Source organism: Pseudomonas sp. SJZ103 (assembly GCF_007828335.1).
Taxonomy (GTDB): domain Bacteria; phylum Pseudomonadota; class Gammaproteobacteria; order Pseudomonadales; family Pseudomonadaceae; genus Aquipseudomonas.
Genome location: NZ_VIUN01000012.1, coordinates 44,291 through 62,606, shown reverse-complemented (window position 1 = coordinate 62,606; position 18,316 = coordinate 44,291). Strand labels below are relative to the sequence as shown.

Here is an 18,316-nt window from a genome sequence, read left to right as displayed (position 1 = left end):
CTTACTTACCCTGCCAGCGTTTCAGCACCAGGGTGGCGTTAGTGCCACCGAAGCCGAAGCTGTTGCTCATCACGGTGTCGACTTTTACGTTTTCAACCGTCTTGGTCAGGATCGGCATATCGGCGACGACCGGGTCGATCTCGTCGATGTTGGCCGAGCCGGCCATGAAGTTGCCTTCCATCATCAGCAGGCAGTAGATCGCTTCGTGAACGCCGGCGGCGCCCAGGGAGTGACCGGAGAGGCTCTTGGTGGAGCTGATTTTCGGAGCCTTGTCGCCGAATACCGCACGCACGCCTTCCATTTCCTTGGCGTCGCCGACCGGAGTCGAAGTGCCGTGGGTGTTCAGGTAGTCGATCGGGGTATCCACGGTGGACATGGCCATCTGCATGCAGCGGATGGCGCCTTCACCGCTTGGCGCAACCATGTCGTAGCCATCGGAAGTAGCGCCGTAGCCGACGATTTCCGCGTAGATCTTGGCACCACGGGCCAGGGCGTGTTCCAGCTCCTCGACCACCACCATGCCGCCACCGCCGGCGATGACGAAACCGTCACGCTTGGCGTCGTAGGCGCGGGAGGCCTTTTCTGGGGTTTCGTTGTACTGGGTGGACAGGGCACCCATGGCGTCGAACAGGAACGACTGGCTCCAATGTTCTTCTTCACCGCCGCCGGCGAACACGATGTCCTGCTTGCCCAGTTGGATCTGTTCAACGGCGGTGCCGATGCAGTGTGCACTGGTGGCGCATGCGGAGGAGATCGAGTAGTTCACGCCCTTGATCTGGAACGGCGTGGCCAGGCAGGCCGAAACGGTGCTGCCCATGGTCCGCGTGACACGGTACGGGCCAACGCGCTTCACGCCTTTTTCGCGCAGGATGTCCAGCGCTTCCATCTGGTTGAGGGTCGATGCGCCGCCGGAGCCGGCGATCAGGCCGGTGCGTACGTTCGATACCTGGTCTTCGCTCAGGCCGGAGTCGGCGATGGCGTCTTTCATGGCCAGGTAGGCGTAGGCGGCAGCGTGGCCCACGAAGCGATAGATCTTGCGATCGATCAGTTCTTCGAGGGGCAGGTCGATGGAGCCGGAAACCTGGCTACGCAGACCCATTTCGGCATATTCCGGGTTGAAGCGGATGCCAGGGCGACTTGCACGCAGGTTAGCGGTGACGGTCTCTTTGTCATTGCCCAGGCAAGAAACGATGCCCAGACCAGTGATAACGACGCGGCGCATGCGGATAACCCTTAAAAGTTGTCAGTGGAAGTAAATACGCCGACCCGAAGGCCTTCGGCAGTATAGATCTCGCGACCGTCGACAGTCACCGAACCGTCGGCGATTGCCAGGTTCAGCTTGCCCTTGAGGACGCGCTTGATTTGAATGTTGTAGGTGACTTTCTTGGCGGTCGGCAGGACCTGGCCAAAGAACTTCACTTCGCCCGAACCCAGGGCGCGGCCACGGCCTGGCAGGCCTTGCCAGCCCAGGTAGAAGCCGACCAGTTGCCACATGGCGTCGAGGCCCAGGCAGCCCGGCATCACAGGGTCACCTTCGAAGTGACAGGCGAAGAACCACAGGTCCGGGGTGATATCCAGCTCGGCGACCAATTCACCTTTGCCGTACTTGCCACCCTCTTCGCTGATATGGGTGATGCGATCCACCATCAGCATGTTCGGGGCGGGCAGTTGCGCGTTACCTGGGCCGAACAGCTCACCGCGACTGCAGCGCAGCAGGTCTTCCCGAGTAAAGGCGTTTTGTTTGGTCATGCGAGCTCCTCAATAATCCCATGCGGCAGGGTAGGGCAAATCTTCCCGAACCGAATGAAGCGTTCATGCCTCATGTCGGCAGCCTACACATAGACTATTGCGTTGTAGTGAAAGTCACAGCGGCAAGGCACTGAATGTACACTTGTTCACTGAAATTTTAAACCGAGCCTGTTTAGGGGCCCGTTCGGGTGCCTAAGACTGCCGCACTTTCGTCTTTCACGCCAGTCGCAGTTGGCTGATGGCGCGTCGCTATTGCACCCAGCGCTGCAGGATTTGCTGCAAATCCGTGCGTTTGAACGGCTTGGCCAGGTAATCGTTCATTCCGGCCGCAAGGCACGCTTCCCGGTCGCCCTGCAAGGCGTTGGCCGTCAGGGCGATGATCGGCAGATCGGCGCAGCCGGGTAGTTGGCGAATCTGCCGGGTGGCTTCATAACCGTCGATCAAGGGCAAGCGACAATCCATCAGGATCGCGGTGAAAATCAGGCTCTCGGCACTGCGGATCGCTTCGGCGCCATCGGTGGCCAGGCTGACTTCAAAGCCCAGGCTGCGCAGCATGGCTTCGACCACGGTGCGATTGACCGGGTTGTCCTCCACCAGCAACACATGGCGACCTTCGCCTGCGCTGTGCTTGCCCTCGGCATCCAGGGCGATCGACGGCTGGCTGTGCTGGTCGATGGCCAGGGGGATCTCCAGGGTAAACACCGAGCCACGGCCTTCCTCGCTCTGCGCGCGCAGGGTGCCACCCATGCGTTCGGCGAGGGTGCGGGCGATGGGCAACCCGAGACCGGTACCGCCGTAACGTCTTGAAATGGAACTGTCGGCCTGCTGGAACGCATCGAACATCAATTCCAGGCGCTCGGCGGAAATCCCGATGCCGCTGTCACGCACGGTGCAGGTGAACCACACCAACTCATGGTCGAGCACCTGCCAGTGGGGCTCGACGCTGACGGTGCCGTGTTCGGTAAACTTCAAGGCATTGCCGATCAGGTTTACCAGTACCTGGCGGATCCGTGTCGGATCGCCCTGTACCCGCAGTGCGTCCATGCCGGGCGGGATCGGCAGCTTGAGCGCCAGCCCGCGCTGCTGGGCGCTGTGCTGGAAGGCCTGGGCGCAACTGTTGATCAGGTCGGCCAGGTTGAAGGGGATATGTTCCAGCTCCAGGGCCGCGCGTTCAATGCGCGAGAAGTCGAGAATATCGTTGATCACCTTGAGCAAATGCTCGGTGGATTCGGAGGCCAGCGCCGCGTACTCGGTCTGTTCCTCGGTCATTTCGGTGGTTTCCAGCAGTTGCAGCATGCCCAGTACGCCGTTCATCGGCGTACGCAGTTCGTGGCTCATCATGGCCAGGAAGTCTGACTTGGCGTTGTTGGCCCGTTCGGCCTCTTCGCGGGTCTGGATCAACTGGGCCATGGCCTGCTGTTGTTCGCGGCTGGCCTGGTTGAGGCCTTCGGCGAGGTTGTTGATATGCCGCGACAGGTCGCCCAGCTCCGAGTCATCCACAATCGGCAACTGCGTCTTGTAGTCGCCCTGTTGGATGGCCTTGACCGCATTGCCCATGGCGCTGATCGGTTGCGACAGGCTCGCCGCCAGGCGCCGGGCGAGCAGGAAAGTAAACAGCAGGGCGAACAGCGCGAGAATACCGGCCTTGAACAGGATCTCCTGCTGGCGCTGGCTGAAGGCGTCATTGGACATGCCGACGATCACCCGGCCCAGGTAGTCCGCGCGGGGGGCCTTGGGTTCGTTGAGGTTGTCCTGGAAAAAGTCGTTGCCCAGCTGGATATGCTGCAGGCGGATCGGCGCCTGGAACACTTTTACCGACAGCGCGCGGTCGTGCTTCTCCGAGGGTTGCTCGACGTACACCAGGATATTTTCGCTGCTGTCCTGAATCTCCAGGAAGCGCACATGGGGCGTGGCCAGCGTGGCGCGCAGCAGGCTGTCGAGCACATCGTTGTTGCCCGAGATCACCCCATATTCGGTGGCCGGTGCCAGTTGGTTGGCGATCAATTGGCCGGTGTGGTCCAGTTCCTGGCGCAGGTCCTGGATACGCACGAAGGTGAAGAAGCTGATCAACAGCAACGTCAGCAACAGCGCCGGGCCCAGGGTGATGAGCTGGGTGCGGGTATTGATGTCCCAACGACGACGCAAGGTCATGGGCGTTTTTCTCCTTCGGCCATTCGGGCGGCGACGTTGGTTTCGTCCACCTGTTCGATGCCCAGTGAGCGTGCGACCTGCGCGTTGCCCACGACTTTGAAGTGTTCGGGGTACAGCGCGCGTGGCCAACCGGCCGGCGACTGGTCCAGCAAACGATCGAGTACCGCCAGCCAATCGTCCTGGTCGCTGTAGGTGCTGGCGAGGCTGCCGGCGCGCACAAACCCTGCATTGGGCCCGAACAGCGGCAATTGCTGGGCATAGCTGCTCAGCAGCAGGTTCTTCGCGGTCTTCGGGTTGTACAGCTGCGGGTCATCGAGGCCGAGCAGCACGTCGCTGTTCCTGAACAGGGTTTGCAGCGGACGACTGTCGTTAGTGTTGTCCCAGCGCTGCGGCACGATCTCCAATTCCAGGGCCGCTGCATGCTGGCGCAGTTCGGGCAGCAGGAATTCACTGTCGACACCGTAGAGCACGCCGATGCGCCGTGCCTGGGGCATGACGCTGGTGATCAGGCGCAACTGCCGCTCCAGCGGTGGGTCGCTCCACAACAGGCTGACCCGCGCGTGCCGTGAGGCCTCCGGGCGCTGATGGGCTTGTAGCCGGCTGATGCGCAGTACCAGCGTCGGCGGCCCTTGGGTATCCCGCAGGCGCCAGTCGAGGCCGGGCAGGTCGAGCAGGATCAGACGCGTGCCGGCGGGCAGGTGGCTTGGTGCTGGCAAGTCGGCGAGGGACGTGAAGGTGACGCGGTCTTCGGGGCGTTGCTGGGCCAGCGCCTGGGTAAAGGCCTGCACCCCAGCACCGTCTTCGGCGGCGGTCAGCAGGATCTCGGCGCTCCACGCCGGTGCGCACAGCAACAGGCCGGCCAGCAGCACGGCAAGTCGCCGCAGCTTATAGATAAGGAAGAAGGTCATCCGTGACGAGTCGCTCATGTCAGAACTCTAACTCCGCGCTGAAGTAGAGTACGTGACGATGGTCGTAAGTGTTGTCGGCCCAGGTAGTGGGCTGGTTATCGAGGCGTTGTTGCAACATGCCGGCCAGCTCCACGTTGGCTTTGCCCAGGGCAATACGCTTGGCCACCCGCAGGTCGACCCGTTCGAAACGATATTGGTTGAGTGCGTCGTCGCCATAGTAGAACAGCGCGCTGGACCAACCTTGGCCCCATTCGCGCAACCAGCCGGCCGAGCCACTGTTACGCGCGGTCTGTGCTTTGTCCAGTGGGTTGCTGGTGGTGGCGTCGACATAAGCGTAAGTCAGCCGCAGGCGGTCGGCGTTGCTCACGCGCCAGTCGAACTGGGACTCGGCGCCGGTGAACCGTGAGCTGTTGGCGTTGCTGGCAATGTACTGGTTATTGCGCAGCGGCGAGCTGATCATATCGGTGATTTCGTCGTAGAACAGCTTCACGTCCATGTTCAGCCCGATGTCGGCAAAGAAGCCGTTGTAGCCCAGTTCCCGCGAGCGCATCAGTTCTTTGTCGAGATTGCCCGGGCCCCGCGTCTTCACGAAGTACTGTCCGGAACTCTGCCCATAGGCCGGTGAGCTGAGGTTGGTAACGCGGTAGCTCCAGTTGACATTGTTCTCGAACATGTCCGGCGAACGGATGGCTTCCGAGTACACCGCGCGCAAGCCGTGGCGCGGGTTGATCAAATAGTTGACTGCCACCCTTGGCGTCAGCGAAGGGCCGCTCAGGTGCGTGTCTTCGAACATGGCGCCGCCTTGCAGCAGCCAATGCTCACTGGCGCGCCATTCCAACTGGCCGAACAGGCGCCAGGTGGTGTCGTCCAAGGTGCCGTTGAAGTAGGTGTCGGAGTCGGCGCGGTCGTAGCGGTAGTTCATGCCGCTGACCAGGCGCAGGCTGTCGGACAGGCTGAGGGTGTCTTGAATTTCCACGTCGTAGCGGCTTTCGCGGGTGCTCTGGTCGATGTCGCCGCATACGCTCTGGTTGGCGCCGTTGCGCCACTGGTCCAGTACCTGGTTGGCCAAGGCTTGTTCGGCAGCACTGCCCGGTGGCGCGGAGCCCTGGCTGTAGGTGTCCATATGCCGGGCCAGCCGTTCGGCGTAGTTGGGGTTGAGCTGCCACAACTGGGTCAGCTCGGGGCTGAACGAGACCTTGGCGTCACAGGCTTTCCAGATTTGCCGGCGGTTCCATTGCTGGGCCGAGCCTTGGATATACAGGCTGTGCTCTGGGTTGAAATCAAAGTTCCAGCGCAGGGAACCGGCGTAGTCCTTGGCCGTGACGTCGGAACTGTCGCCGCCTTCGGTAATCCCGGCGAATACCGGGGCGTAGGTGTAAGGGCGCTGGTTGGTGCCTTCCTTGGCATTCAGTTGCCAGTCGATACTCTGTTGCGCGTTCAAGGTCTGGCTCACTGCCAGGCTGAAGCGGTTGAGGCGACGGCTGTCTCGGCGGTCGGCGCCAACGGCATCGCTGTCAAAGCCATCGTCCTGTTGCCCTGACAGCGACAGGCGCAGATCGCCGGTTTCCCAGCCCACGCCCTGGCTGGCATAAAAGTCATTGATACCGCGCTCACCGCGAATCACCTTCACCCGTGAGCCATGGCTGTTGGCCGGTGAGCGCGTGAGGATATTGACCACCGCCATCAAGGCATTCGCCCCGTAGCTGACGGTGTTGGGGCCGCGGAAGACCTCGATGCGTTCGATGTCTTCCATCGCCACCGGAATGTCGCTCCAGTCCACCGTGGCCAGGCCGGCGCGGTACACCGAACGCCCGTCGATCAACACCTGCATGCGTCGCGCGTCGCTGGCGCTGGTGCCGTGGTAGTTCACCGCCGCCTGGTTGCCGGTGGTGTAACCGACCATCATCCCCGGCACCAGGCGCAGCAGCTCGCTGATGTCCCTTGCGCCGCTGGCCTTGATCAACTCGCTGTCGATCACGGTCATGCTGCCCGGCACGGCGGCGGCCGATTGCTTGAGGCGCGTGGCGGTCAATACCTGTGGGAGCGGCTGGCTGTCGAGGAAGAGGTCGTCAGCCAGCACAGGTGCACTGCACAACAGCATAAGCAGTAGAGATGAACGGGAAGGAGGGCCCAAATACACGACATGGCCTTGATAGTGACGGATAGCCGCCCATGTTAACTGAGGTGAGGCTATTTGCCAGTCGTCGCCCTTGCAATTCCGTCGCACGGGCATGGCATTTCCCGATAGCCGCACGATTTGATACGGGGGCTGGCCGCAAGCGGGTCGCCCCGTATAATGCCGCCATCGCCACTGGTATGGATTAACGGATTGCATATGACTCAACAGCGCCCTATTGCGGTCCTGGGAGGCGGAAGTTTTGGTACCGCCGTGGCTAACCTGCTGGCCGAGAACGGTCATGCGGTGCGCCAGTGGATGCGCGATCCCGAGCAGGCCGAGGCCATTCGTGTACACCGCGAAAACCCGCGTTACCTTAAAGGCATCAAGATTCATCCGGCGGTCGAGCCGGTCACCGACTTGCTGGCCACCCTGACGGACTGCGACCTGTGCTTCGTTGCGCTGCCTTCCAGCGCCTTGCGCTCGGTGCTGGCGCCCCATGCCGAGCGCCTGGCGGGCAAGCTGTTGGTCAGCCTGACCAAGGGCATCGAGGCGCAGACCTTCAAGCTGATGAGCGAAATCCTCGCAGAAATCGCCCCCCAGGCGCGCATTGGCGTGCTGTCCGGGCCGAACCTGGCGCGGGAAGTCGCCGAGCACGCGCTGACCGCCACGGTGATCGCCAGCGAGGATGAGGAACTGTGCGAGCGTGTCCAGGCGGTGCTGCATGGCCGGACCTTCCGCGTATACGCCAGTGGCGACCGTTTTGGCGTGGAACTGGGCGGGGCGCTGAAAAACGTCTACGCGATCATCGCCGGCATGGCGGTGGCCCTGGGCATGGGCGAAAACACCAAGAGCATGTTGATTACCCGTGCCCTGGCGGAAATGACCCGCTTCGCGGTAAACCAGGGCGCCAACCCCATGACCTTCCTGGGCCTGGCCGGCGTGGGCGACTTGATCGTCACCTGTTCGTCGCCGAAAAGCCGCAACTACCAAGTGGGGTTCGCCCTGGGCCAGGGCCTGAGCCTGGAAGACGCGGTGACGCGCCTGGGCGAAGTGGCCGAAGGGGTCAACACCCTCAAGGTGCTCAAGGCCAAGGCCCAGGAAGTCGGCGTGTATATGCCGCTGGTCGCCGGGCTGCACGCCATCCTGTTTGAAGGGCGCACCTTGAATCAGGTCATCGAGTTGCTGATGCGGGCCGAACCCAAAACCGACGTCGACTTTATTTCCACCAGTGGTTTCAACTGAGGAACGCGCCATGAACGATCCGAAAGCAGCCCCCAAGTACGAGTCCATCCTCCTGCGCATCCTGTGGATGCTGGTGTTTGCCCTGGTGTGGCAGGTGGCGCAGTTCCTGCTAGGCGCATTGGTGGTGGTGCAGTTGATCTACCGTCTGGTCTACAGCGCGCCGAATCTGGGCCTGATGAACTTCGGCGACAGCCTCAGCCAGTTTCTTGCCCAGATCGGCCGCTTTGGCAGCTTCCACACTGAACAGAAGCCCTGGCCGTTCGCCGACTGGCCAACCCCGCGCGCTCCCGAGGGCGAAGCCGCCCACAGCGTGCCGCCGGCGCCGCATCCAGCGCGTGATGAGGAACCGAAGCTATGAAGGTGTGGGTCTTGCGTCACGGTGAGGCCGAGGGGCATGCCCGCACGGATGCCGAGCGCAACCTCACCGAGCATGGCCGCGCCGAGGTGTTGCGCAGTGCTGCGCACCTGATCGGCCAGCCGCTCAGCGCGATCATTGCCAGCCCGTACGTACGGGCGCAGCAAACTGCACAGTTGGTGCGGGACTCGCTGGGTTTTGAGCCGGACATCCGCACGGTGCCTTGGCTCGCGCCGGAGGGCAATCCGCTGGAGGTTCTGAACAAGCTCGACAGCGATGACAATGTGCTGCTGGTCAGCCATCAGCCCCTGGTCGGCAGCTTGATCAGCTTTTTGCAGCATGGCCATCAGCGCCAGCCGCAGCCGATGTACACCGCCAGCCTGGCGGAACTGGAGGGCGACTTCCCGCTGGCGGGACTGATGAGCCTGGTCAGCGTGAAGAATCCGTAGGCTATCGTCGGGCCACAAAGGCGCGCGTCCCATGCCCGCCGCTTTTCGTTTGCCGTTACAGGTGTTCTTCGAACGTGAAGCGCGGCACCCGCGCCAAACCTTTCTGGTGCAGCCCGTCGGCGCAGCTGAGGTGCAGACCCTCACCACGCCCGCTGCACCGCACAACGGTGCTCAGTTTCAGGCGTGGAGCGAGCGCAGCGAGGCAGTTGTGTGGCAGGATTAGGGCCGTAATAAAACCAATAAGGACAATTCCATGAGCTTGTGGCGCACCCAACCGAATATCGAGCAACTCAATGCCGGCCAGAAAAACACCATCGGTGAACTGCTGGACATCCGTTTTGAAAGCTTCGACGACGAATCCCTCACCGCCAGCATGGTGGTCGACCACCGCACTCACCAGCCCTACGGCCTGCTGCATGGCGGCGCGTCAGTGGTACTGGCCGAGAGCGTCGGCTCCGTGGCGGCTTACTTGTGCATCGACCCGAGCAAGTTCTATTGCGTGGGCCTGGAGGTCAACGCCAACCACCTGCGCGGTGTGCGCAGCGGGCGGGTGACGGCGGTGGCCAAGGCGATCCATATCGGCCGCACCACCCAGGTCTGGGACATCCGCCTGACCACCGATGACGGCAAGTGCAACTGTGTTTCACGGCTGACCATGGCCGTGGTGCCTTTGGGCGAAACCCCTCCGGCGCGATAGGTGTGGCGTGAGTGTCATCATTCCTGGCGGTTACAGTCATTGCTGTGGGGCTTGAGGCTGGTGACAATCAATCTCGGTTTTTGCAGATGGATCCGCTATGTCGCAGCACGTGTTTTTTGCCCACGCCAATGGCTTCCCCTCGGCCACCTACGGCAAGCTGTTTGCCGCCCTTGCCCCGGAGTATGCGGTAGCTCACTTGCCGCAGCACGGTCACGACCCCAGGTTTCCAGTGGACGATAACTGGCAGAACCTGGTGGACGAGTTGATCCATCATCTGGAACAGCAACCGGAGCCTGTGTGGGGTGTGGGCCACTCCCTGGGTGGCGTGCTGCATTTGCACGCGGCCATGCGCTGCCCGCAGCTGTATCGTGGGGTGGTGATGCTCGATTCGCCGGTATTGACCCGCGCCGACCGCTGGGTGATCCGCGCCGCCAAGCGCTTCGGTTTTATCGACCGACTCACGCCGGCCGGACGCACCCTGGGCCGTCGTGAAGAGTTCAGCGACCTGGACGCCGCGCGCAGCTACTTCGCCGGCAAGACCCTATTCCGAGGCTTCGACCCGGAATGCTTCGACGCCTACCTGCAACACGGCCTGTACCAGGCGGGTGATCGCCTGCGCCTGCGCTTCGACCCGGCGACCGAAATCAGCATCTACCGGGGCGTGCCTCACACCAGCCCCGGCCAGGTGCGCCAATTGAAAGTGCCGCTGGCGGTGGTGCGCGGTCGACAGAGTCGTGTGGTGATGCGTCACCACGCCAGCGGTGTCGACCGTCTGCCCATGGGCGAAATGCTCACTATGCCCGGCGGTCATATGTTTCCCCTCGAACGCCCTCAGGACACCGCGACCTTGATCAAGACCCTGTTCGCCCGCTGGCAAGCCCGCGAGCGCAGTTGCGCATGAGTACGCCGGTCGAAGAAGTGCGCCTGAGCCTGCCGCACATCGAGTTGGCGGCCCATCTGTTTGGCCCCGAGGACGGTTTGCCGGTGATCGCCCTGCATGGCTGGCTGGACAATGCCAACAGCTTTGCACGCCTGGCGCCGAAGCTTGCGGGTTTGCGTATCGTGGCGCTGGACATGGCCGGCCATGGGCATTCGGCGCATCGTCCTGCAGGTGCCGGTTATACCTTGTGGGATTACGTCCACGACGTGCTGCACGTCGCCGAGCAACTGGGCTGGAAACGTTTTGCATTACTTGGCCACTCCCTCGGCGCCATCGTTTCCCTGGTGCTGGCCGGCGCTTTGCCGGAACGGGTGACGCACCTGGGTTTAATTGACGGCGTGATCCCGCCCACTGCCAGCGGTGAGAACGCAGCCGAGCGCTTGGGCATGGCCTTGCAGGCCCAATTGAACCTGCAGGATAAGCGCAAACCGGTCTACACCACCTTGGACCGGGCGGTTGAGGCGCGTATGAAAGGTTTGGTTGCCGTGAGCCGTGAAGCCGCAGAACTGCTGGCCCAACGTGGTTTGATGCCGGTGCCGGGCGGCTATACCTGGCGCTCGGACAGTCGCCTGACCCTGGCTTCGCCGATCCGTCTGACCGATGAGCAGGCGATGGCTTTCGTGCGCCGCGTGGGTTGCCCTACGCAGTTGGTGGTCGCCGCCGATGGCATGTTGGCGAAACATCCCGAATTGCTTTCCCAGCTACCCTTTACGGTAACCACGTTGCCAGGTGGCCATCATTTACACCTGAATGATGAGCCCGGTGCAGTCCTTGTTGCAGACTGTTTCAATCGGTTCTTCTCCGCGCCTTGACTTGGGGCGGTCAACTGCCGAGGCTGGGCGGATTGAAAGGGAGTCAACCATGAACCAACTCAACACCGCTGCGACCTCCGATGGCCAGGGCTCACCGATCCGATGAGCCTGCGTAAAGGATGTATACGTGCCCTCGGACTGTGCTGTTTCAGCCCTTTGGTGTTCGCCGCCGATGTGCCGGGAAGCCAGGACCTGCCTGCCGTGGCCCGTCAGGTCGACGCGCAGATCGTCGATTACCGCCCCGCTGAAGAAAAGGAACGCATCTACCCCATGGGGGCGATCCGCAAGATCAGTGGCCAGTTGCGTTACGAAAGCCAGGCCACCGCCCGTGGGCAAACCACAGCGATTACCTATGAACTGCCTGCCGAACACACCTCCAGTGCTGCATTTACGTCGACGCGCGAAGCGTTGCAGGCCAACGGCGCGCAGTTGTTGTTCTGGTGCCAGGCCCGCGACTGCGGGGAAAGCAGCCTGTGGGCCAACGAAGTCTTCGGTAATGCCAAGCTGGTCGGTGCCGATGGCCAGCAGGAATACCTGCTGCTGCGTCTGGCCGCCCCGCAGGAAAACGCCCTGGTGGCCATGTACGGCATCACCCGGGGCAACCGCCGCGCCTATCTGCATGTGGAGCAGCTGGATTCGAGCGCACCGTTGGGCGACTTGTTGCCCACCTCGGCCACCTTGTTGCGCGAGCTGAAAAGCACCGGCGAGCTGGACTTCCCCGCGCTGGGCGGCGACCCTGACGACACCTGGCTGACCCTGATTTCCCGCGGATTGAACCTCGATGCCACCTTGCGCGTCAGTTTGACCGGCCCGAAAGCCGAAGCCTGGCGCCAGGCCTTGGTCGACAAGGGCGTGCGTGCCGCACGCCTGGAAACCGGCACCACTGAAACCAAAGGCCTGCATCTGCATCTGATACGCTGACCGTAACAGGGCGAACGGACCCGTGCCGTTTGCCTAAGCTCTCTCCTACAGCCTTCTTCTAGAGATACTCCATGCTCAATAACGATCGCCTGCTGGTGCAAATCCTGCTGCTGGTGCTGTTTGGTGCCAGCTTCTGGGTGATGGCGCCGTTCTGGTCGGCGCTGTTCTGGGGCGCAGTGCTGGCGTTCGCCAGTTGGCCGTTGATGGTGCTGTTGACCCGCTGGCTGGGCGGCCGTGAATCCCTGGCCGCCGGCATCCTGACCTTGGGCTGGATGTTGCTGGTGGCAGTGCCCCTGGTGTGGCTGGGGTTCAACCTGGCGGACCATGTGCGCGATGCCGTCGCGCTGATCAAGGATATTCAGGTTGATGGCTTGCCCGAGGCGCCCACCTGGCTGGGCTCGATCCCATTTATCGGCGAGCGGCTGGTGGCGACCTGGGACACTATCGATCAGCAAGGCGCGGCGTTGATGGTCAGCATCAAGCCCTACCTTGGGCAGGTCGGTAACTGGTTGCTGGCGCGCAGCGCGCAGATCGGTGGCGGCATCCTCGAGCTGACCCTGAGCCTGGTGTTCGTGTTTTTCTTCTATCGTGATGGCCCACGTTTGGCGATGTTCGTCCATCGCCTGCTGGAGCGTCTGATCGGTGATCGCGCCGGTTACTACATCGAACTGGTGGCGGGCACCGTGCAACGGGTGGTCAACGGCGTGATCGGCACTGCTGCCGCCCAGGCCCTGCTGGCACTGATTGGCTTCCTGATCGCCGGCGTACCGGGCGCGCTGGTGCTGGGGATCGTGACGTTCCTGCTCAGCCTGATCCCGATGGGCCCGCCGCTGGTGTGGATCCCGGCCACGGCCTGGCTGGCGTGGAAAGGCGATTACACCTACGCGGTGTTCCTTGGCGTGTGGGGTACGTTCATCATCAGCGGCGTGGACAACGTGCTCAAGCCCTACCTGATCAGCCGTGGCGGCAATTTGCCGCTGGTGATCGTGTTGCTTGGGGTGTTTGGCGGGTTGATCGCCTTTGGCTTTATCGGCCTGTTTATCGGTCCGACCCTGCTGGCCGTGGCCTACAGCCTGCTGATGGATTGGAGCGCAACCCAGGCCCAGGTTCGGCGCGAAGACAAGCCTCTTTAAGTCCTGGGTAACCACATCACTGCGGTCAAGCCGCCGCCTGGCGTCTCTTCCAGGCTCAGGCGGCCGCCCAGGCGCTCCGCGGCTTCCTTGGAAATGGTCATGCCCAGGCCGACGCCGCCGGAATTGCGGTTACGGGAACCTTCCAGACGATAGAACGGCTCGAATACCGCCTCGCGCATATCTGCCGCAATCCCCGGCCCGTGGTCTATCACGCGGATGATCAGCGCCTCACGGCTGTCCCTCAACTCCACGCGGGCTGTGCCGGCATAACGCAAGGCATTGTCGATCAGGTTGTTGAGGCATGAACGCAAGGCCATCGGTTGCACCAGCAAGGGCACGCAAGTGCCCGAACATTGCACATCGGAACCCTGGTCCTGGGCGTTTTCACTCATTGACTCCACCAGCGCCTGTACATCCAGCCAATGCCGGGTTTCACTGGTGCGCTGTTCGTGGAGGTAGCTCAGGGTGGCGTCGAGCATGCCGATCATGTCGTTCAGGTCCTGGCGCATCTGGCCCTGCAACCGGATGTCTTCAACTTGTTCCAGACGCAGCTTGAGGCGTGACAGCGGGGTGCGCAGGTCATGGGAGACGGCGCCGAGCATGCGCGCGCGTTGGCTGACCTGCTCGCGAATGCGCCTTTGCATCAGGTTGAAGGTCGAGGCGGCCTGCCGCGCTTCCCACGGGCCGGATTCATCGAGGGGGGGGCTGTCGAGGTCCAGACTCAAGCGTTCCGCCGCTTCACTCAGGCGCTGTATTGGCCGGCTCAGCAGTTTGGCACCGTACCAGGCCGCGATAATCAACGAGACGAATTGAAAGGTCAGGGGCACCACCGGGCCGCCAAACCAGGGGCGTGGGTGCTTATCGCGCATCGGCGCCATGGTCCCGTCCGGCTGCTCGATAAATCGCTCAGGAGGGGGCGGGGGCGGTTGGCCGTAGTGGTGAAACCAGAAGAACGCCAGCGCATGGGCCAGCACAATCGCCACCAGCAACACGCCGAACAGCCGACCGAACAGCGTATTGAAGGGGGCGCGCATCAGCCAATATCCCGGGCGTCGAACAGGTAGCCTTCGCCGCGCACGGTCTTGATCAACTGCGGTGCCTTGGGGTCATCCCCGAGTTTTTGCCGCAGGCGTGACACCAGCAAGTCGATACTGCGATCAAAGGCTTCAATGGAGCGGCCACGGGCGGCATCGAGCAGCTGCTCACGGCTCAGCACTCGGCGCGGGCGTTCGATAAACACCCACAACAGGCGGAATTCAGCGTTGGACAGCGGCACCACCAAGCCATCGTCGGCCACCAATTGACGCAACACGCTGTTGAGGCGCCAGTTGTCGAAGCGGATATTCGCGCGCTGTTCGGTGCGGTCATCGCGTACCCGGCGCAGGATGGTCTGGATGCGGGCTACCAGTTCACGCGGTTCGAAGGGCTTGGACATGTAGTCGTCGGCCCCCAGTTCCAGGCCGATGATGCGGTCGGTGGGCTCGCAGCGGGCGGTGAGCATCAGGATCGGGATGTCCGATTCGGCGCGCAGCCAGCGGCACAGCGTCAGGCCGTCTTCGCCCGGCAGCATCAGGTCGAGTACCACCACATCATAGGTTTCGGCTTGCATGGCCAGGCGCATTGCGGCGCCGTCGGTCACACCGGTGGCGAGAATATTGAAGCGTGCCAGGTAGTCGATCAGCAACTCGCGGATCGGCACATCGTCGTCGACGATCAGTGCGCGGGTATTCCAGCGCTTGTCATCGGCGATCACTGCGCCTTTTTGCTCTTCGTTCACAGGGACGGAAGGGGTATGCATAGTGCGATCATCTGCCTGGTTATTGCGGTCAGCATAGGCGCCCAGCCCCATGGCTGGTAGTGCTGGTCGTTGAGTCGTGCGGGCGAGACTAGCGACGGGGCGTGTTGTGGGCATGTCGTGAATGTATCAGCCTTGAAATAATTACCCGAAATGCCCGCCTGATGGCGGTCGGTCAGTATTTACCGATCATCGGATCCCGCAACGGCGCTGCTTGCGCTACAATCCGCGCCGATTTCGACTTGCCTGAGAGCCCATTCCAATGTCCGTCTGCCAGACTCCTATCATCGTCGCCCTGGATTACCCCACCCGTGACGCCGCACTGAAGCTGGCTGACCAGTTGGACCCCAAGCTTTGCCGGGTCAAGGTCGGCAAGGAACTGTTCACCAGCTGTGCCGCTGAAATTGTCGGCACCCTGCGTGACAAAGGCTTCGAGGTGTTCCTCGACCTGAAATTCCACGACATCCCCAACACCACCGCCATGGCGGTCAAGGCTGCGGCCGAGATGGGCGTGTGGATGGTCAACGTGCACTGCTCCGGCGGCCTGCGCATGATGACCGCCTGCCGCGAAGTGCTGGAACAGCGCAGCGGCCCCAAGCCCTTGCTGATCGGCGTGACCGTGCTGACCAGCATGGAGCGCGAAGACCTGGCGGGCGTGGGCCTGGACATCGAGCCTCAGGAACAGGTGCTGCGCCTGGCAGCCCTGGCGCAGAAAGCCGGCCTTGATGGCCTGGTGTGCTCGGCGCTGGAAGCACAGGCCTTGAAGACCGCCCATCCGTCGTTGCAATTGGTCACTCCGGGGATTCGCCCGGCGGGCAGCGCCCAGGACGACCAGCGCCGCATCCTGACCCCGCGCCAGGCACTGGACGCGGGCTCCGACTACCTGGTGATCGGCCGTCCGATCAGCCAGGCGGCGGATCCGGCCAAGGCGTTGGCAGCGGTAGTCGCCGAGATCGCCTGATCGATGCTCGTTCCCACGCGTGTGGGAACGAGCGGATCTGCCGTGTATCAGCTGACCTTGAGCACCAATTTCCCAAAGTTCTCGCCGTTGAACAGCTTCATCAGTGTCTCCGGGAACGTCTCCAGCCCCTCGACAATATCCTCCTTGCTCTTGAGCTTGCCCTGGGCCATCCAGCCGGCCATTTCCTGCCCGGCGGCGGCAAAGTTCGCCGCGTGATCCATCACCACAAAGCCTTCCATTCGTGCGCGGTTGACCAGCAATGAGAGGTAGTTGGCCGGGCCTTTCACGGCTTCCTTGTTGTTGTACTGGCTGATGGCCCCGCAAATCACCACGCGGGCTTTCAACGCCAGCCGGCTGAGCACCGCGTCAAGAATGTCGCCGCCGACGTTATCGAAATACACATCCACGCCTTTAGGGCACTCGCGCTTGAGGGCGGCGGGCACGTCTTCGTTCTTGTAGTCGATGGCGGCGTCGAAGCCCAGTTCATCCACCAGGAACTTGCACTTGTCGGCACCGCCGGCAATGCCGACCACGCGGCAGCCTTTGAGCTTGGCGATCTGCCCGGCAATGCTGCCCACGGCACCGGCCGCGCCGGAGATCACCACGGTTTCACCGGCCTTGGGCGCGCCGGTGTCCAGCAGCGCGAAGTAGGCGGTCATGCCGGTCATGCCCAGTGCAGAAAGGTAGCGGGGCAGGGGTGCCAGCTTGGGGTCGACCTTGTAGAAGCCGCGCGGTTCGCCCAGGTAGTAATCCTGCACGCCCAGGGCGCCATTCACGTAGTCCCCGACTGCGAATTTCGGGTTGTTCGAGGCAATCACCTTGCCCACACCCAGTGCGCGCATTACCTCGCCGAGGCCTACTGGCGGAATGTAGGATTTGCCTTCATTCATCCAGCCACGCATGGCTGGGTCGAGGGACAGGTATTCGTTGTGCACCAGCACCTGCCCGTCCTCGGGCGTGCCCACCGGCACTACCTGGTAAGTGAAGGTTTCCCGCGTGGCCGCGCCGACCGGGCGTTTGGCGAGCAGGAATTGGCGGTTGGTCTGGGCGGTCATGGCAAGGACTCTTTAGAAGTGAAGCATGATTGATAGACCTTGAACGGCCCCGGGGCAAGGTCAGCCGAGGGCGCGAATGCTCATCGATAGGTGCCATTGATAGCGAACCCGGTTGCCTTATCACTATGACTCATACGGCGCTAACCGGCCTTCTGATAGTGCTGACGTGTCCGTCTCGGCGGTGGCTAGACTCGCGCCACAGCCATTAATCCCAATAGGACATCTTCCATGAGCATGACGTTTTCCGGTCAGGTCGCCCTGGTGACCGGCGCAGCCGCCGGTATTGGTCGCGCCACTGCGCTGGCGTTCGCCGCCGAAGGTTTGAAGGTCGTGGTCGCCGATCTCGACGTCGCAGGCGGTGAGGGTACGGTCGGGCTGATCCACCAGGCCGGTGGCGAGGCGCTGTTCGTGCGCTGTAACGTCACCCAGGAGGCGGAGGTGCAGCAGTTGATGGCAAAGACCATCAGTGCCTATGGTCGCCTGGACTATGCCTTCAATAACGCTGGCATCGAGATCGAGAAGGGCAAGCTGGCGGACGGCAGCCTGGATGAGTTCGACGCGATCATGGGCGTCAATGTCAAGGGGGTGTGGTTGTGCATGAAGTACCAGTTGCCGCTGCTGCTGGCCCAGGGCGGTGGGGCCATCGTCAACACCGCGTCGGTGGCGGGGTTGGGCGCGGCGCCGAAGATGAGTATCTATGCGGCCTCCAAGCACGCGGTGATCGGCCTGACCAAGTCCGCAGCCATCGAGTACGCGAAGAAGAAAATCCGCGTCAATGCCGTCTGCCCGGCGGTGATCGATACCGATATGTTCCGGCGCGCCTATGAAGCCGACCCCCGCAAGGCGGAATTCGCCGCCGCCATGCACCCGGTCGGGCGTATCGGCAAGGTGGAGGAAATCGCCAGCGCAGTGCTGTACCTGTGCAGCGACGCAGCGGCGTTCACCACCGGCCACGCCTTGGCCGTGGACGGTGGCGCGACGGCTATCTAGGACCTTTGGCCGCCCCCTTGTTCGAAAACGTCTGGGGGG

Annotated in this window: 19 protein-coding genes; 11 read left to right on the top strand and 8 right to left on the bottom strand. The window is 62.6% G+C overall.

Features of this window, described 5'->3' with window-relative positions:
* Position 1: 1 nt before the first annotated feature.
* The 5 genes from fabB to FBY10_RS22860 all read right to left on the bottom strand — a co-directional run bounded on the left by fabB (position 2) and on the right by FBY10_RS22860 (position 6,948).
* Complete coding sequence (gene fabB / locus FBY10_RS22880) at positions 2–1,222, bottom strand: beta-ketoacyl-ACP synthase I (RefSeq protein ID WP_074844724.1); 1,221 nt, start codon at positions 1,220–1,222, stop codon at positions 2–4.
* 11 nt (positions 1,223–1,233) lie between these two features.
* Positions 1,234–1,749: a 3-hydroxyacyl-[acyl-carrier-protein] dehydratase FabA gene (gene fabA / locus FBY10_RS22875; RefSeq protein WP_003210552.1), complete on the bottom strand. Its 516-nt coding sequence runs from the start codon at positions 1,747–1,749 to the stop codon at positions 1,234–1,236.
* Between the two features lie 249 nt (positions 1,750–1,998).
* Positions 1,999–3,900, bottom strand: coding sequence for an ATP-binding protein (locus tag FBY10_RS22870; protein WP_145338007.1), 1,902 nt, complete (start codon positions 3,898–3,900; stop codon positions 1,999–2,001).
* Positions 3,897–4,826, bottom strand: coding sequence for an ABC transporter substrate-binding protein (locus tag FBY10_RS22865; RefSeq protein WP_131699455.1), 930 nt, complete (start codon positions 4,824–4,826; stop codon positions 3,897–3,899). The genes FBY10_RS22870 and FBY10_RS22865 overlap by 4 nt, the downstream gene beginning before the upstream one ends.
* Position 4,827: 1 nt before the next feature.
* Positions 4,828–6,948: a TonB-dependent receptor plug domain-containing protein gene (locus FBY10_RS22860; RefSeq protein ID WP_371920993.1), complete on the bottom strand. Its 2,121-nt coding sequence runs from the start codon at positions 6,946–6,948 to the stop codon at positions 4,828–4,830.
* Between the two features lie 195 nt (positions 6,949–7,143).
* Here FBY10_RS22860 and FBY10_RS22855 point away from each other — a divergent pair, with 195 nt between their 5' ends.
* The 9 genes from FBY10_RS22855 (at position 7,144) to FBY10_RS22815 (ending at position 13,476) form a co-directional block, all read left to right on the top strand.
* Entirely contained in the window at positions 7,144–8,169 is a 1,026-nt protein-coding gene (locus FBY10_RS22855) for an NAD(P)H-dependent glycerol-3-phosphate dehydrogenase (RefSeq protein WP_145338003.1), read from the top strand.
* Between the two features lie 10 nt (positions 8,170–8,179).
* A complete protein-coding gene (locus tag FBY10_RS22850) occupies positions 8,180–8,527 on the top strand; it encodes a DUF4389 domain-containing protein (RefSeq protein ID WP_131699452.1) in 348 nt (115 codons plus the stop codon).
* Positions 8,524–8,973 carry a phosphohistidine phosphatase SixA gene (gene sixA, locus FBY10_RS22845; protein WP_145338001.1) on the top strand — a complete coding sequence of 150 codons (450 nt, stop codon included), beginning with the start codon at positions 8,524–8,526 and terminating at the stop codon, positions 8,971–8,973. Before FBY10_RS22850 ends, sixA begins: the two co-directional genes overlap by 4 nt.
* A gap of 31 nt (positions 8,974–9,004) precedes the next feature.
* Positions 9,005–9,196 (top strand): hypothetical protein, encoded by a 192-nt coding sequence (locus FBY10_RS22840; protein ID WP_131699450.1) that lies wholly within the window; start codon positions 9,005–9,007, stop codon positions 9,194–9,196.
* Between the two features lie 30 nt (positions 9,197–9,226).
* Positions 9,227–9,670, top strand: coding sequence for a hotdog fold thioesterase (locus FBY10_RS22835; RefSeq protein WP_027607077.1), 444 nt, complete (start codon positions 9,227–9,229; stop codon positions 9,668–9,670).
* Positions 9,671–9,767: 97 nt separating this feature from the next.
* Positions 9,768–10,571 carry an alpha/beta fold hydrolase gene (locus FBY10_RS22830; protein WP_131699449.1) on the top strand — a complete coding sequence of 268 codons (804 nt, stop codon included), beginning with the start codon at positions 9,768–9,770 and terminating at the stop codon, positions 10,569–10,571.
* The gene (locus FBY10_RS22825) at positions 10,568–11,422 is read left to right on the top strand and encodes an alpha/beta hydrolase (RefSeq protein WP_145337999.1); all 855 of its coding nucleotides are present in this window, start codon (positions 10,568–10,570) and stop codon (positions 11,420–11,422) included. The genes FBY10_RS22830 and FBY10_RS22825 overlap by 4 nt, the downstream gene beginning before the upstream one ends.
* Positions 11,423–11,524: 102 nt before the next feature.
* Positions 11,525–12,343, top strand: a complete 819-nt coding sequence (locus FBY10_RS22820) for a DUF4892 domain-containing protein (RefSeq protein ID WP_131699447.1) — start codon at positions 11,525–11,527, stop codon at positions 12,341–12,343.
* Between the two features lie 71 nt (positions 12,344–12,414).
* Complete coding sequence (locus FBY10_RS22815; RefSeq protein ID WP_131699446.1) at positions 12,415–13,476, top strand: AI-2E family transporter; 1,062 nt, start codon at positions 12,415–12,417, stop codon at positions 13,474–13,476.
* Here the strand turns inward: FBY10_RS22815 and FBY10_RS22810 are convergent.
* Entirely contained in the window at positions 13,473–14,510 is a 1,038-nt protein-coding gene (locus tag FBY10_RS22810; protein WP_145337998.1) for a cell wall metabolism sensor histidine kinase WalK, read from the bottom strand. The two genes, FBY10_RS22815 and FBY10_RS22810, sit on opposite strands and share 4 nt — an antisense overlap.
* Positions 14,510–15,325, bottom strand: coding sequence for a response regulator (locus FBY10_RS22805; protein ID WP_131699444.1), 816 nt, complete (start codon positions 15,323–15,325; stop codon positions 14,510–14,512). The genes FBY10_RS22810 and FBY10_RS22805 overlap by 1 nt, the downstream gene beginning before the upstream one ends.
* A 208-nt stretch (positions 15,326–15,533) precedes the next feature.
* Between FBY10_RS22805 and pyrF the strand changes: the two genes are divergently transcribed.
* Positions 15,534–16,232, top strand: coding sequence for an orotidine-5'-phosphate decarboxylase (gene pyrF / locus FBY10_RS22800; protein ID WP_131699443.1), 699 nt, complete (start codon positions 15,534–15,536; stop codon positions 16,230–16,232).
* 47 nt (positions 16,233–16,279) lie between these two features.
* Here the strand turns inward: pyrF and FBY10_RS22795 are convergent, their stop codons facing one another.
* A complete protein-coding gene (locus FBY10_RS22795) occupies positions 16,280–17,287 on the bottom strand; it encodes an NADP-dependent oxidoreductase (RefSeq protein WP_145337996.1) in 1,008 nt (335 codons plus the stop codon).
* Positions 17,288–17,515: 228 nt separating this feature from the next.
* On the opposite strand from FBY10_RS22795, the gene FBY10_RS22790 reads away from it, so the two are divergent.
* On the top strand, positions 17,516–18,277 hold the full coding sequence (locus FBY10_RS22790) for an SDR family oxidoreductase (protein ID WP_131699441.1): 762 nt from the start codon (positions 17,516–17,518) through the stop codon (positions 18,275–18,277).
* Positions 18,278–18,316 lie beyond the last annotated feature (39 nt).

Coding starts and splice junctions, on each gene's coding strand:
- fabB (WP_074844724.1), bottom strand. CDS start 1,222: ATGCGCCGCGTCGTTATCACTGGTCTGGGCATCGTTTCTTGCCTGGGC.
- fabA (WP_003210552.1), bottom strand. CDS start 1,749: ATGACCAAACAAAACGCCTTTACTCGGGAAGACCTGCTGCGCTGCAGT.
- FBY10_RS22870 (WP_145338007.1), bottom strand. CDS start 3,900: ATGACCTTGCGTCGTCGTTGGGACATCAATACCCGCACCCAGCTCATC.
- FBY10_RS22865 (WP_131699455.1), bottom strand. CDS start 4,826: ATGAGCGACTCGTCACGGATGACCTTCTTCCTTATCTATAAGCTGCGG.
- FBY10_RS22855 (WP_145338003.1), top strand. CDS start 7,144: ATGACTCAACAGCGCCCTATTGCGGTCCTGGGAGGCGGAAGTTTTGGT.
- FBY10_RS22850 (WP_131699452.1), top strand. CDS start 8,180: ATGAACGATCCGAAAGCAGCCCCCAAGTACGAGTCCATCCTCCTGCGC.
- sixA (WP_145338001.1), top strand. CDS start 8,524: ATGAAGGTGTGGGTCTTGCGTCACGGTGAGGCCGAGGGGCATGCCCGC.
- FBY10_RS22840 (WP_131699450.1), top strand. CDS start 9,005: ATGCCCGCCGCTTTTCGTTTGCCGTTACAGGTGTTCTTCGAACGTGAA.
- FBY10_RS22835 (WP_027607077.1), top strand. CDS start 9,227: ATGAGCTTGTGGCGCACCCAACCGAATATCGAGCAACTCAATGCCGGC.
- FBY10_RS22830 (WP_131699449.1), top strand. CDS start 9,768: ATGTCGCAGCACGTGTTTTTTGCCCACGCCAATGGCTTCCCCTCGGCC.
- FBY10_RS22825 (WP_145337999.1), top strand. CDS start 10,568: ATGAGTACGCCGGTCGAAGAAGTGCGCCTGAGCCTGCCGCACATCGAG.
- FBY10_RS22820 (WP_131699447.1), top strand. CDS start 11,525: ATGAGCCTGCGTAAAGGATGTATACGTGCCCTCGGACTGTGCTGTTTC.
- FBY10_RS22815 (WP_131699446.1), top strand. CDS start 12,415: ATGCTCAATAACGATCGCCTGCTGGTGCAAATCCTGCTGCTGGTGCTG.
- FBY10_RS22810 (WP_145337998.1), bottom strand. CDS start 14,510: ATGCGCGCCCCCTTCAATACGCTGTTCGGTCGGCTGTTCGGCGTGTTG.
- FBY10_RS22805 (WP_131699444.1), bottom strand. CDS start 15,325: ATGGGGCTGGGCGCCTATGCTGACCGCAATAACCAGGCAGATGATCGC.
- pyrF (WP_131699443.1), top strand. CDS start 15,534: ATGTCCGTCTGCCAGACTCCTATCATCGTCGCCCTGGATTACCCCACC.
- FBY10_RS22795 (WP_145337996.1), bottom strand. CDS start 17,287: ATGACCGCCCAGACCAACCGCCAATTCCTGCTCGCCAAACGCCCGGTC.
- FBY10_RS22790 (WP_131699441.1), top strand. CDS start 17,516: ATGAGCATGACGTTTTCCGGTCAGGTCGCCCTGGTGACCGGCGCAGCC.